The following is a 14423-nucleotide window of genomic DNA, read 5'->3' as shown; positions in this document are numbered from 1 at the left end:
ACCGGGCAATGCGGTAGGCCCGGCCGCTTACGCGTCGCGGCTCACTAAATCAACAGCGCGCTAGCCTGTGATCTCAGTCGATCACTCGACCGCTTCGTCCAATCTCGCGATCGCTTCGCTCGCCCACGGACTCTCGGGAGCCAGTTCCAAGAACCGCCGCCAATGCGTCAACGCTTCCTCACCGCGTCCGGCGTTGTCCAGGACTTTGGCGAGGTTGTAGTGGACGTCGGGGTACTCGTCGTGCAATGACAGTGCACCGCGGTAGGCAGCGATGGCGAGTTCAACATGGCCGGTTTCCAGCAGCACGCCTGCCAAGCTCGCGCGAGCCTCCACCATGTCTGGATCGACCTCCAACGCCGTGTAGTACCGCTCGCGCGCGGCCATCAGGTAGCCCTGACGATACAGCAGCTCGGCGATTTGAAAGTTGATGTCGGCACGCGGACCGTCGCGCGCCAAAATCAAGTGATACAGATCGATCGCGGCTTCCCACTGATCATCGTCTTCCGCGGCATAAGCGTCGGCCAATAAAACATCCACCGGCAGCGTCGATTGGCCCTTGTCGGACGTGTTGTGTGCAAATGGCAAGACGGTCTCGCGTACGAGCAAGACCGATTCATCGTCTCGATCTGAACTCGTTTCGTTGGATCGATCCTGGCCACTGTCGCTTTGCGCATTCAACGCGTCGAAATCAAATCGCATCTGTCCCGTCGGGTCGATCAGTCCGTTGCCTTGTCGCAACAAGACCTCTTTGCCGGAGACGAGGACCGACAACTGATCCAGTGGACGGCCGATATTTGGCAAGATCTCGACCCATTGAGCCAAGCGTCTTTCGATCGCCGCCGGACTTGCACCGGCGGCGATCCATTGCGCCAGACGCCGTGCCGTTGCGACTTCTTGGTAGTCAAAATACGGCAGCTTGTGCATCGTTTTGACGGGGCGAATCAATCCCAGCCGCTGCCAGCGACGAATCACCTGCACCGACACATCCAGCAGCCCCGCCAGCATCGCCGGCGTGTGATAACGGCGGACCGATTGCTCGATGTCGACCAGCCCGAGTTGTTGCCAAAGCTGGGTTTCGCTGACGACCTGCAGAGCCCCCGCCGCGGCCGCTTCGATCAGCCGCTGGCTTAACAAATCGGCTTCTGATAACGGTGGTTCTTCGGCACCGATGACCACCCAGTCGATCAGTGACTGACCGATGTCGACCACGATTGCCCCGTAAGAACGCAACAAGTTCGTGGCTTCGCGCTGATTCATTCCACCGAAGCGCCCGACCAAAGCGATTCGGACGCCTTTGACTGGGCTGTCCGGTTCTGTGTATACGATCGCAGCGGAGGACTCCTCGTCGCTATCGCCAAGCCGTTCATCTTCCAGCCGTTCATCTTCCAGCCGTTCATCGCCCAGCCGTTCATCGCCCGTTTGTCGAGCGGTGCTGGGTTCATCGATCCACTCATCCAGGCTCCGCAAGGGCTCAAAGGGAACGATGGCAGGAACGCTCATCCATTCATTGTCGTTTGTGTCCCGCGGGGGCTCCAAAGTTTTGCGTCCCTGAGAATGGAGAATGGAATGTAAAAAAGGGGGGTGAATCGATGGGCTGCACGAAGGTGCATCAACCCGACGGGGGCCATTATTGCCAAATCCCCGCGGATGACGAGTCGGCTCGCGTCACGAATCCGGCTCGAACACCATTGGCCATGTACTCACTGTTATAGTGCTGTTGTTCGTTCCATCCGGTCCAATTTGCCAATGCGGGTAAAAGGTGCGAACCAATGGACGGTTTGCTGCGAATCAAACAAACTGCCATCTCCCAACCGTCCACCGAAACCGCGTCGGAAAGTTGTCGAAGCCATCGTATGCTGATCGTCCATTCCCTCTCCAAGCGATTCCAGTTGGAACATGGCGATCTGACGGCAGTGGATAACTTGTCATTAGAAGTCCATCCGGGGGAAGTTTATGGGCTGCTGGGTCCAAACGGAGCCGGTAAGACGACGACGATGCGGATGATCCTGGGGCTGCTGGAACCCGATGGCGGCTACGCAAGTGTGGACGGGCTGACGACCCAGACCGATCCAATTGGCGTGAAGTCTCGCCTGGGATTCGTGTCGGCAAACGATGGCGTCTATTCTTGGCTGACCGTCCGAGAAATGCTGCTTTATTTTGCGGACCTGTACGACGTTCCGCACCAACTGGCCGAGCAACGCTGCGAAAACCTCTCGGACTTGATGGAGATCCGCAATTTGTTGGACCGCCGCGCCGGGGACCTCAGCACGGGGCAACGCCAGCGTGTGACGTTGGTTCGCGGGTTGATTCACGATCCGCCGGTGATGCTGTTGGACGAACCGACACGCGGTTTGGACGTCGTCGGTGTGCAAACGATCTTTGACTACATCAGCATCCTCCGTCAGGCAGGCAAAGCCGTCGTGGTGTGCACGCACCGACTCGACGAAGCAGAGCGGTTGTGCGATCGCTTCGGATTGCTGCATAAGGGACACCTTCAGTATACCGGAACCATGCAAGAACTCCGCGATGCGACCGGCCACAAGACCTTGGTGGATATCTTCGTCGACTTGATCAGGAATTGAACAACATGGCGACGACGAAGAATCACGGACGGATGTGGCGTTTGTGTCAGAAGGAATTGAAAGAAACGATTCGCGACCGACGCACGATCACGACGTTGTTGTTGATGCCGTTGCTGGTTTATCCGCTGTTGAGCATGGCGCTCAATCGATTCTTGCTGACCGCTGCGTCGGACCCATCCGGCCAAGTCGCCTATACGATTGGGGTGGCATCCGATCGCGAAGGCATGCAGTTGAGCGAATGGTTGCAGGATCCTCGTAGTCGACCGCCGGAGGCGGTGTTGAATGCGAGCGACGGAGGCTTGGCGAAATTCGAAGTGTTCAATACGGAGCAGGAGCATCCTCGCGAAGCACTCGAAAAGAACAAGATCGATATCGCATGTGAGATCGACTTCGGCGAAGAAGCAGAAATGGTTCCGCCGAACGTGAAGTTCATTGCATTCAATGGTGATGCGGCAAGCCAGAACAGCCAGCGCATCATGGTGGAACGATTGCAGTGGCTGTCTAAGAGTATTGCCGAAGAAATCGCGGCCAATTCGCCCACAGGATTTCAGCCACCGGCAGTGGTTTCCGTGGAGGATGTTGGTGAAGTCCAATCGCCGTCGATGCTCGGCACCATCGTCCCCCTGGTGCTGGTCTTGATGACGATCACGGGTGCCGTCTATCCCGCGATCGACTTGACCGCCGGTGAACGCGAACGAGGAACCATGGAATCGTTGATGGCGTCGCCCGTTCCTCGTTGGCACGTGCTGTTCGCCAAGTACACCGCCGTGGTCACGGTCGCGTTGTTGACTGCGATGGCCAATCTGCTGGCGATGTTCACTACGTTGTGGGCCAGCGGCCTGCTGGGACTGTTGACCGGCGACGACACCGGCTTTCCGTGGCTGCCGGTGCTACAGATCCTCGGCCTGCTGGTGCTATTCAGCGGTTTCTTTTCGGCAGTGCTGCTTTCCTTGACCAGCTTTGCCAAGTCCTTCAAAGAGGCTCAAGCGTATTTGATCCCGGTCATGCTGCTCTCGCTCACGCCGGGGATGCTGTCCCTGATGCCCGGGGTTAAGCTTTCCGGGCCACTCGCGATCGCACCGTTGGTCAACATTGTTGTTTTGGCCCGCGATGTCTTGCAGGGCAATGTGAATCCTGCAGCGGCAGCGATCGCGGTGATCAGCACGTGCGCCTACGCCGCGGCTGCATTGGGTGTTGCCTCGATGCTGTTTGGCAGCGATGCGGTGATGCGCACCAGCCAGCAATCCATCGCTTCGTTGTTCCGCCGCTCAGAAGTCTCTCGAGCGGTACCCACGCCGCAAACGGCAGCCATGATGATGGCGTTGCTCGTTCCGATTTACTTCATCGTTTCCAACGTGCTGATGCGTGTGGTCGCGGACCTGTCGGTGCCATCCAAGTTGATGTTCAACGCCATCTCGCTGGCAGCCACGTTCGGTCTGGTGCCGTTGGCTGCGGCTTGGCTGAGCCGCAGTCGCTTGCAGACGACCTTTCGAATCACGACGCCTCGAGTCGGTGCGATCATCGGCGCGTTGTTGGTCGGATTGGGTGCGTGGGGTATCGCGTTGGAATCGTACATCGTTGCCGATCAACTCGGGATCGCTGGCCTGGACAGCGAACGTATCCAGCGTGGGCTCAAGACACTGGATCTTTTCCGCAACTCCTCGCCGGTGCTGTTGGTGATCACGCTGGCGTTGACACCGGCCGTGATCGAAGAACTGTGTTTTCGCGGATTTCTCTTTTCCGCGCTCTCCAAGTCCTTGCGTCCTTGGCCGACCATTTTCTTGACCGCGTTGCTGTTCGGATTGTTTCATGTCGTGACCGGCAATGTCTTGCTGCTGGAACGATTTGTGCCGACCACGCTGCTGGGATTGGTGCTGGGGTGGATCGCCTATCGAACCGGCAGTGTCTTGCCCGGCATGCTGATGCACTTCGTTCACAACGCGTTGGTGGAGGTGGTCGCGCACTATCACAAGGAGCTTGCTTTCTTGGGCGAAGGATTCGATGGTCATTCTCATTTGCCCATCAGTTGGCTCGCCACCGCGACCGGCATCGCGATCGCAGGTTGCTTGGTGATCGCATTCTCGGGAACGCGGATTTCGCCGACGAACACCGATCATTCGTCGCTCGACTTTCCAAATCGATAGCGTTCGCGGCGGGCACCACTTCAGATTCGGGCTATCGCCGGACTGTAAAAAGGATCGGGTTGTGGCATTCTTGGTTTTCGAAAGATCTATTCCTTGCTTCCGCCGGGCTTGCCCCGGTTCGGAGCAACAACTGGCAGCTACCGTCAATACAAGCACATTCACCTCCCCACCGTCCGCGAATCGCCGAAGGCGATTCGCGGACGGTGGGGAATTTCGGCGTTCCCATCTCGCCTTTTCCCGCTTCGCCCATCTCCGGCTTCTTAGACTACAATACTCTCCACCCACCGGCGGATTCCACGCCATCTGTACCTGTCACCCTCCCCGCAAACAGCCTTCTGAACATGCACTGTTTTCGCTTCATGCCAAGATTTACCCTTTCGCTCTTGTGCGTACTGGCCGCCACGCTGAGCGGACAATCCTCCAGCGCGGCCGATGCATTTTCGTTTCAAACCAACGACGTGGTCGCGGTCTATGGCAACGGTCTTGCCGACCGAATGCAGCACGACCCGTGGGTCGAGACAGCCCTGCAGAGCCAGCTCAAGGGAATGAATGTCAGCTTCCGAAACATGAGCTTCTCGGGAGACATGGTCAACAAGCGACCGCGGAACCAAGGCTTCACCAACGACGCCGAGTACCTACAGCATGTCGGACCGGACGTCGTCTTCACGTTCTATGGATACAACGAATCTTTCGCCGGCCCCGGTGGCGCCGATGCTTATCAAGGTGAATTGGTCAAGCTCGTTCAGCGGTACACCGAGTTGCGTCGAGAGAAAGAAAAGGACGTACGTTTCGTCCTGTTCAGTCCCATCGCCTATCAAAACTTGGGCGACCGACACCTGCCCGATGGCACGGAGCTGAACGCGAATTTGGCCGTGTATGCCGAAGCCACCCGCAAGGCTGCCGAAGAAACCGGTGTGACCTATGTCGACCTGTTCACGCCGACAAAGAAACTTTTCGAGTCTGACAAACAGCGTTACACCATCAACGGAATTCATCTGAACGAGGAAGGTTACAAGAAGCTGGCCGAGATCATCACCGGCGCACTGCTGGGACAACCCGTTGCAGTTGACGAAACCAAGATGGCCGATTTGTACGCGGCGGTGAAAGAAAAGAACTGGACTTGGCACAACCGATATCACGCGACCGATGGCAACGACATCTGGGGCGGACGTTCCACGTTGACCTTTGTCGATGGGCAAAGCAACGCGGATGTGCTGAAACACGAGTTGGTGATGCTGGATGTGATGACGGCCAACCGCGACAAACTGGTTTGGGCGGCCGCCGAGGGCAAGCAGTACGTGGTGGACGACAGCAACGTCCCGCCACCGGTCAAGGTCATCTCCAACGTTGGCGGCGGCAGCAAGAGCAGCAGCGCCGCAAAAGAAGGCAGCGTCGACTACCTGAGCCCCGAGGAATCGATGGCAAAGATCAAAGTGCCCGAGGGTTATGAACTGAACCTGTTTGCCTCGGAAGTCCAGTTCCCTGACTTTGCCAACCCCGTTCAGATGCAGGTCGATGCCAGGGGCCGATTATGGGCTGCGAGCTGGAACACGTATCCCAAGTGGGAACCCGGCAAAGAGATGAACGACAGCCTCATGATCTTTGAGGACACGGACAACGATGGGAAAGCGGACGAACGCAAGATCTTTGCCCACGTCCACAACCCATTGGGTTTTGAGTTCTGGGGCGGCGGCGTCATCGTCACGTCCGGCCCCGATCTTTTGTTCCTCAAGGACACCGACGGAGACGACAAAGCCGACGTGCGGTATCCGATCTTGCAAGGTTTGGGCACAGCGGACACGCACCACGCCGCCAACAATTTGATCTACGGCCCGGATGGCGGAATCTACTGGCAGAGCGGGATCTTTTTGGTTCACAACCATGAAACACCCTGGAAACAGAACTTGAACATCGGCGCATCGGGAATGTACCGATTCGATCCGCGGACCTTTGCGATCACGCCGCACGCGGGCAATTCCCCCAACCCACACGGCACCAGTTTTGACTACTGGGGATATTGCTACGCCAACGATGGGACCGGCGGCAACTCATTCCAGGTGCGTCCCGAGGGCAAGGGATTCAAGATGCACACGCTGTTGACCAAAGAGTTTCGTCCCGTCGCGGCAGACGAAATTTTGTCCTCCGATCACTTTCCAGAAGAACTGCAAGACGACTTTTTGATCTGCAACACGATCGGGTTTCTGGGAGTCAAACAGTACGATTTGGATCGCGAAGGAAACGGCAAAGATCGGCAGTTTGGCCACGTCTGGGGAACACCGGGTGTGGAGTTGCTCAACAGCGAAGATCGTAACTTCCGTCCCACCGATGCCGTTGTCGGCTCCGACGGCGCGTTGTATGTCGCCGACTGGCACAACGCCATCATCGGCCACATGCAACACAACATTCGCGACCCCAATCGTGACCACAATCACGGACGCATTTTTCGTTTAACTGTGAAAGACCGACCGTTGCAAGCAGCCGTGAAAATCGAAGGCGAGCCGATCGAAGCTTTGTTGGAAAACTTGAAACACAGGGTCAACGGCATCCGTCATCGAACACGTGTCGAGCTGAGCGGTCGTGACTCCGACGAAGTCATCGCGGCGACCCAGCAATGGATGAAGGACTTTGACCCCAACGATGAAACGGAAGCTCACCATTTGCTCGAAGCGTTGTGGTTGCATCAACAACATGGCGTTCCTAACGAAGAATTGTTGAACACACTGCTCAGCTCGGATGTCAAGCACGCGGTCGTCGCGGCCAAGACGGTCGAACACTTTTGGAAAAATGTCGATGCGACCGGCGCAAGCGGTTTCGCCGCACCGGCTGAGATCGAGTTCGTGAAGTTCTCGCCGCCCAAGCATTTGAAACGAGCCGATCGCAAGGCTTACAACTTGGGCGCTCAAGTCTATCAACGCGAATCCCATTGCGCGACTTGCCACCAAACGAGTGGGCAGGGAACCGTCAACGTCTATCCGCCGCTTGCCGACAGCCCCTGGGTCAACGGTAGCGAAGAACGATTGATCAAGATGGCGTTGCACGGTGTGTGGGGCAAAATGATCGTCCATGGAAAGACCTACGACCCGTCACGCGGTGTGCCGCCGATGACGGCGTTCCGGTCGCTGCTGAAGGACGACGAGCTGGCCGCTGTCTTGACGTTTGTGCGTAACTCTTGGGGAAACCAGGCCTCGCCCGTGAGCACTGAGACGGTCGCCAAAGTACGCCAGCAGACCATCGATCGAACAACCTTCTGGACGCCGGAGGAATTGCTGGCCGAACATCCGCTGGAAAAGGAATTGATGCGAGAGGGGCAAGAAACGAAAGAGTTCTCCAATGAAGCACTTGAGACCGAGTTGCTCAACACGCCAGCCGGAGAACTTGCTGCGGTCGCGATGGCCGAAGGAAACCTCCAGCGTGGCAAGAGACTGTTTTACGAATCGTCGGCGGCGTGCTTTGCTTGCCATGACCCGCCCAAGGGAGCCGCTCGGCTTGGACCGGATTTGGCCAAGATGACGACGAAGCTGACGGAGGAAGAACTGGTCGATTCAATCTTGCGTCCCTCCAAACTGATCGACAAATCCTTCATGCAAGTAAGCGTGTTGGATGTGGACGGCAAGGTGCAGACCGGCATTCGGATTTCAGAGAACGACAAGGAAATCGTGCTGCGAAATCTGGCCGAACCCAATCCGATCAAGATCAAACAGGATGACATCGAGGTCGTCAAAGAATCCGACGTCTCGTTGATGCCGGAGAATCTGACACGTCAGCTCAAGAATCGAAAGGAATTCAACGACCTGATGCGGTACATCCTGGAAACCCGCAAGCGTTAGCCCAGGCTGGTTTTGTACGTCAGTCTTTCCAGACTGACATGTGCAGTTCCCAAACTCCCTTCTCTCGTCATGAATCTGTCGATGGCGAGAGGGAGCTTGGGTGCAACAAGCGGATCTCCGCAATGACGTCTTCGGATGCCGGTTGCCGCAGCAGATGAGCCAATCGCTCATGTGCTGCCCTGACCAAGCGTAGATCCGCGTCACATCGCCGACAGCGATCTGACACGGATTGTGTCGCCCGACAAACAGGGCAACGAAATCTTGACGATTCCGGGGCAGATGTTTCGTCGCCTCGATTATTGAACATAGAACAGCACGTCGTCCAACTCAGCCGACAGACTGAGGATCGCTGCTTCATCCTCGGACTCGATCGCGTCGCAAAGGTTTGATCTTAGCGATTCCAGGTCCGCGGCGTCTTCGCCCGTCACGCTCGATTTCAGATGATCGGCTTTCTGCAACAACGCGTACGCTGCGGGAAATCGCTCTCTTGCTTTTTCGATAGCGGTTTGTTTCGGCGACTGACCGGAGGGATGCTCTCCATCAGCACGCAGAATGCTCATCCCATCCGGCGTTTCGCCCAGCGTGAGCATTTCATCGGAGCTTTCGAACATTTCCTCGAGGCGAGTGGAGACACGTTCTCGATCCGTGGCGACGAACTGGCTCAGTGCGTTGTCGACGGACAGCTCCTGGCGGATTCCGGACGCCGGTTGCGTTGCGGTGACTTTCAGCGTCCCATCGAGCGTCAAGTCGAATCGAACGACGATCTTGCTGTAGTTCCCATCAGCCTTATCCAATTCGATTGAAAACTCACCGATCAATTGGTTGCGGTCGGGATCTCGATGCTCTCCCTGCAGCACCTTGATCGCTACTTGCTTCTGTTCATCGTGAACCGTCGAGAAGGCTTGTTCGTATCTCGCGGGCAAGGGAGTGTTGCGATGAATGATGGGAGAGAATATGACCTCAGGACCAGAGAGCGTCATGTCGCCCAACGCCCTGATTCCCAGCGTGTGGCTGGAAACGTCGACCAATACCGTGCCAACGGATTGCCCGTCGATCATCGCGGCCTGTACTGCCGCGCCCAATGCGACTGCGAGATCGGGGTCCACCGATCGGCTTGGCTCACGCCGGAAATCTCGCCGCAAGTAATCTTGAACCAACACGATACGAGTCGATCCGCCCACCAGCACCAAGTCGTCGATCTGATGAATCCCCAATCCAGAGTCTTTGAGCGCGCGATCGACACACGTGACGGTGCGCTGGACGAACGGTTCGCACAATTCATCAAAGATGGAACGTGAGATCGAGGTGTTGAGGTTCAATGGCACGCCATCTTTTTCGGCGATGAACTCTTCTGTGATCATGGCCGTCTCGAGGGTCGAAAGCGCAATCTTTGCTTTCTCGCAAGCCTGCAACAATCGATAACGCGAGGTGTCATCGGATCGCAAATCGATGTCATGTTCGTCTTGAAACTCGTCTGCGACGAATTCTAGGATCGCCAAGTCGATGTCGTCACCACCGAGCTGGGTGTCGCCCTGGCTGGAGAGAACTTCGATCACGCCGTCTTCCATTCGGACGACCGAAACGTCAAAGGTACCGCCGCCGAAGTCATAAACGACAACATGCTTTCGCTGCGTCGAGTCGTTGTGATAGACCAAAGTGGCCGCGGTCGGTTCGTTGATGATGCGTTCGACCTTTAGCCCCGCCAGTTCCGCCGCCTCGCGTGTCGCCTGGCGTTGGTTTTCGTCAAAGTAAGCCGGTACGGTGATGACGGCTCGGTTGACGCTACAACCCAGTGCCCGTGATGCTTCGTCGCGCAGACGCCGCAAGATCATGGCGCTGATTTCTGGTGGTGTGAAAGACTGATCACCAAGGGTGACCGGGTCCATCTTGCCCATCCGTCGCTTGATCGACGCAACGGTTTTCTGAGGAAATGCCGCCAATTGATTTCTTGCCACCGTTCCCGTGATCAATTGATCGTCGCTATTGAGCCCGACGACGGAAGGCATGGTGGACTGCCCGTCCACCGCCAACACGGTGGGGCGACCATCGATCAAAGCTGCGATGACGCTGTTGGTGGTACCGAGGTCAATGCCGACGATGGGATCCGTGGATGTACTCATGAGCGGGCCGTTTGGAGGAACTCAAGGATGTGGGAAAGTGTGATGGAACAACGCTGAATGAAAAGGAGAACTCTGAGGGCTGTGGTTCGCTGTTTGGATAGCAGTGCGGTCAGCCCGAAACGCGAACATTGGCAAAACGCAGAACATTTCCGTGCCAAAGGTAGCAAGGTGATACTTGGATGGCGACGTGACCGACGGGGACCTCGTCTGACGGAACGGTGCCGATGGAGTTCATCGTCCTGCCGTCAAATGCGGTGCCGACCGTGTCGAGTCGCTCGATCTGGTACTCGGTCATGGTTTGCCGCAGTCGCGACAAGATCAAATTCAGGCCTTCCACGACAGAATCGGATCGCTCCGCGGAGCTTTTCTGTTCATCGTCTGATCGCAGACGATCGACCAGCGGTTTGGCAAACCATCGCCCCAGCGGGCTCAGCAATGCGATTTTTTCTTCGGTCGCGCGTTGTTGTTCGCTGGCACGTTGTCGATGGGCGATGCCTTCCGCGATTGCGGCATCGATGGCACGCGTGAGTTGGTGATCCAGGTCCGCGATGGCAGCCACGAGCTTGCCAGTGGCGTCCTTGGAATGGGCGACAATCAAACTTTCCAGCTTGGACTGCATCGCTTGGATGTTGCTGGACGCCTGCTGAACCTGCTCAACCAGTTCTCGACCTGTCTTGATCTGACCTCGGCATTCATGCCGCATCGCGGTAAACGATTCGATCACATCCAACAGTCCAAACTGTGGCGAGTGTTCGGAATCTTGGTCCAAGTCGGGGCGGGTTTCGGATGCTCTCTCGTCTTCAATCATGGGCAGGATCCACCCGGATCGTTGACACGCCATCTTGGTCGTCACTCGCCGATACTGGTTTGTCCGAAGCCGATTTCTTGCCGTCTTTGTGCGATCGGTTCCCCAGGCTGAGTAACAAACTCGGGGTCAACGCGGGTGGCCTATTTTGATGATCGTCGATGACATCAGACCATGACGGTATCGAGTCATCGTCAGGTGGGAGCAGCAATGCATCGGCCCAAGCAAGCGGATCTTTCGCCGCAGCATAGGCCGCCTGAATCTTTCGGAATTGATCCGCATCCTTTTCTGGCGGATACAACTTTACCAATTCCAAGTATCGGGATCGCAACTCGGAATCAGTAGCGTCATGTGACAACCCCAGAACGACATAGGGGTCAGTGGAGGTATTGATCATGGGCAAGAAAAATGTTGGAGTGTTTGACGAAACGGTCGTCGCAAATCTCGCGACCGACTCAATGGCGTTGTGGTACGGGACGCACTAAGACAGCGTCTCTCCTCTGGCGGCACGACATTTGTCACAATTGCACTGCTGTTCGGGCCCGTCGTCGTAATCATCATCGTCGTCCGCTCCGAATTGCGAAAGAATCCTGGAGAACATGCTGCCAAAGGAACCTATCGAGTTTCCTCTTCGATTGAGCGCCTTGAGGTGGTCTACCAATTCATCCGCGAGTTCTTTGAACCAGTGTCTGTAGAATGCATCGCGACTGCTCTCGGCTGCTTCGCGAACCTTCTCGACGGTTCCTTCTTCGACGGGCGATCGGTAGGCCCCACTGATCTTCATGCAAGCGATGGCCGAGGCGGCAGCCAATGTCGGATGATCGACGATCTGCCGAAGAGAAAACCAACTTGGCGTTTCTAGGCTGTAGCGATCGTTGAACAAACGCTGCTCTGACATCAAGAAGAGCGACGCCTGGGTCATTGGTTCATCGATGTGATCGGTTACTAGTTTTTGACTCTCGTCAAATCGCTTCAGCAACTCACGCGAGATCTTTGTTCCGTGCATGCGGTAGGCAGGATAAAGCAGCTTGACGCGTGTCAGGTCCCAGAAAAAGTCACAAGTCGCGAGCAGATCCTCGACAGCGACTGCCTGCAAGTTCTTGACGTGCTGGTCAACGGCTGCACGAAGCGGTTTCAGGTCGGCCGATGTCACACGCATCCGCTGAGCAGCAGCCAGCATCCGACACGCGTTCAGCAGGGTACCGTCGTAATGGAAGCGTTGAGCAAACTCTGCTTGGTCACCCATTCGCAGTGCCAATGCGGCCCGCAAGAAGGGCATCCAATCCTTCGACAGCCATTTCGGCCACAAAGAACCGGCTTGGTCCAGCAATTCGGGAACGCGAGACAGCCACGTCTTGCGTCGGCAAGCACGCATCGCCTCCAGCAGCGTCCACTTCCACTTCGTCGCATTGACGAGCGGATTTTCGTGGCGAGTCGAGGAAAGAAATTCGACGTGCGGCGTAGCATCATCAATTCGCTCTTTCTCCAGGAGGTAGTCGACCAAGTCCAGTCGTGGTTCGATGTCGTCGGGCAAAGCTTGACTCCAAGCCATCTTTGCCTCCGCTGCCTTGTCCAACCACTGCTCGCGGCCGACCTTCGTCAGTCGCTCATCCTCCGCATTGTCTTCAAGCCAATCGACATACTCGACGTGAGCATTCCGATGACTGGGGTATGCCGCGATCGAATCTCGAAAGTATTGATTGATCTCTCTCGTATCCGGACTCTTGCGGAACGAGAATAAATCATCCGGCTCCGGCGAGGCGAGTCTCAACGCCTCGCCCAAATAGAACTGGCTGACCAACGCTTTTCCAAGCTTCTCAGGGATCTCTTTGTTCGCAGGCACGTCAACCTGCAAGTACTTCTTGATGGCTTCTTCGGTGATTCGCCGAGCTCTCACACTTTGCATGCCGGCGTAGAAGTGGAATGTCAGCAGGCTGTTTTTTCTGTCGTGTCGAGGACCGCGAAAATGACTCCGGGCTACGTCGAATAGGTCATAGTAGGTTCCTCGATACGCTCGGCCTAACGCGACTTCATGCAAGGCCTGAACGAAATCTGGCTCCAGATCGCGATATTCCTTGGTGAAGTCACGCAGCCAATCAATCAGTCGGGGACCGATCAGGGCATCCTTTTCCGGCTCTGGAATCTGCACAGCCGAACGCGCGATCCGGATGGCGACGCGATCGAATCGCACTCGCCTCAGCAGTTTCGCTTGAAAAAACAGCTCATCATCATCGGTGGGTTCGGCAGGCATTTCGTTCAAATGCTCGTCCCGAGACAATTGCATCACGGACGCGATCCGCCCCGGTCGCCTGTCTGGATCCAAGCGTTCCCAGTTTGCTTGCGCCGTCGCAAAATCATCCTCCAGCCAGTGCTTCAATCCACGAATGAAAAGACGCCACTGGGAGTACGGGCTGGTCCGTGGAATGGCTGACAGGGATTCGGGCAACTCGGCACTTGGCGTGCCGCAAACGCTCGCAAGGCATTCGCGGACAATGGTCGCTTGCGTGTTCCATTCAGGCGAAAGAGATGCTAGCACTTGGTTGTCGAAAACCGCGACATCTTCCGGCATCTCGTCGGCCCAAGCTCTGGGAGATTGCTTGGCCAGTCGTTGACGCAGTCTGGTGGAAGGCTGGGATTCGCCACGTTTTTTTTCTTTGACCTTGGCGCGTTGTCGTTTTCGCTCCTGCCGTTTTGCCTTCTGCGCTTTGCGTTGTGCTTTGGTTGCCATCTGAGCTTTGAATCCGTCGAACGAGCCCAAGGAATGTTGATTGCCCGACAATATAACGGGGAGATCAGCCGAACTCGACCAGAGGGGGCGGGATTTTCAGCGAAAGGTGTGCATCCCAGCGTTTGCGCAAGGGGTGGGCAGCAAGCGAAAGCGTACTAGGCCAACGGATGGTCTCTGAACGTCAGTCACTAGTGCATCGTCCAGTCTTAGAACGTGG

9 protein-coding genes are annotated in these 14423 nt (G+C 56.5%); 3 read left to right on the top strand and 6 right to left on the bottom strand.

The window, feature by feature from the left end; all coding sequences use genetic code 11:
* Positions 1 to 81 precede the first annotated feature (81 nt).
* Both Pla52nx_RS10320 and Pla52nx_RS10315 read right to left on the bottom strand, forming a co-directional pair.
* Entirely contained in the window at positions 82 to 1500 is a 1419-nt protein-coding gene (locus Pla52nx_RS10320) for a tetratricopeptide repeat protein (RefSeq protein WP_146521609.1), read from the bottom strand.
* A 127-nt stretch (positions 1501 to 1627) separates the two neighbouring features.
* Positions 1628 to 1804: a hypothetical protein gene (locus Pla52nx_RS10315; RefSeq protein WP_197454821.1), complete on the bottom strand. Its 177-nt coding sequence runs from the start codon at positions 1802 to 1804 to the stop codon at positions 1628 to 1630.
* Positions 1805 to 1853: 49 nt separating this feature from the next.
* On the opposite strand from Pla52nx_RS10315, the gene Pla52nx_RS10310 reads away from it, so the two are divergent.
* The 3 genes from Pla52nx_RS10310 (at position 1854) to Pla52nx_RS10300 (ending at position 8553) form a co-directional block, all read left to right on the top strand.
* Positions 1854 to 2582 carry an ATP-binding cassette domain-containing protein gene (locus Pla52nx_RS10310; RefSeq protein WP_146521608.1) on the top strand — a complete coding sequence of 243 codons (729 nt, stop codon included), beginning with the start codon at positions 1854 to 1856 and terminating at the stop codon, positions 2580 to 2582.
* 5 nt (positions 2583 to 2587) lie between these two features.
* Positions 2588 to 4726, top strand: coding sequence for an ABC transporter permease subunit/CPBP intramembrane protease (locus Pla52nx_RS10305; protein WP_146521607.1), 2139 nt, complete (start codon positions 2588 to 2590; stop codon positions 4724 to 4726).
* 359 nt (positions 4727 to 5085) lie between these two features.
* Positions 5086 to 8553, top strand: a complete 3468-nt coding sequence (locus tag Pla52nx_RS10300; RefSeq protein WP_197454820.1) for a PVC-type heme-binding CxxCH protein — start codon at positions 5086 to 5088, stop codon at positions 8551 to 8553.
* Positions 8554 to 8849: 296 nt separating this feature from the next.
* On the opposite strand, the gene Pla52nx_RS10295 is transcribed toward Pla52nx_RS10300, so the two are convergent.
* The 4 genes from Pla52nx_RS10295 to Pla52nx_RS10280 form a co-directional block, all read right to left on the bottom strand.
* Positions 8850 to 10673 carry an Hsp70 family protein gene (locus Pla52nx_RS10295; RefSeq protein ID WP_146521605.1) on the bottom strand — a complete coding sequence of 608 codons (1824 nt, stop codon included), beginning with the start codon at positions 10671 to 10673 and terminating at the stop codon, positions 8850 to 8852.
* 109 nt (positions 10674 to 10782) lie between these two features.
* On the bottom strand, positions 10783 to 11481 hold the full coding sequence (locus Pla52nx_RS10290; RefSeq protein ID WP_197454819.1) for a nucleotide exchange factor GrpE: 699 nt from the start codon (positions 11479 to 11481) through the stop codon (positions 10783 to 10785).
* A complete protein-coding gene (locus tag Pla52nx_RS10285; RefSeq protein WP_146521603.1) occupies positions 11474 to 11875 on the bottom strand; it encodes a J domain-containing protein in 402 nt (133 codons plus the stop codon). The genes Pla52nx_RS10290 and Pla52nx_RS10285 overlap by 8 nt, the downstream gene beginning before the upstream one ends.
* Before the next feature lie 84 nt (positions 11876 to 11959).
* Positions 11960 to 14206: a hypothetical protein gene (locus Pla52nx_RS10280; protein ID WP_146521602.1), complete on the bottom strand. Its 2247-nt coding sequence runs from the start codon at positions 14204 to 14206 to the stop codon at positions 11960 to 11962.
* Positions 14207 to 14423: the final 217 nt, after the last annotated feature.

It is taken from the genome of Stieleria varia (assembly GCF_038443385.1).
Lineage (GTDB): Bacteria > Planctomycetota > Planctomycetia > Pirellulales > Pirellulaceae > Stieleria > Stieleria varia.
Note: the sequence above shows the minus strand (reverse complement) of the source record. Positions and strands in the feature narration are given on the sequence as shown.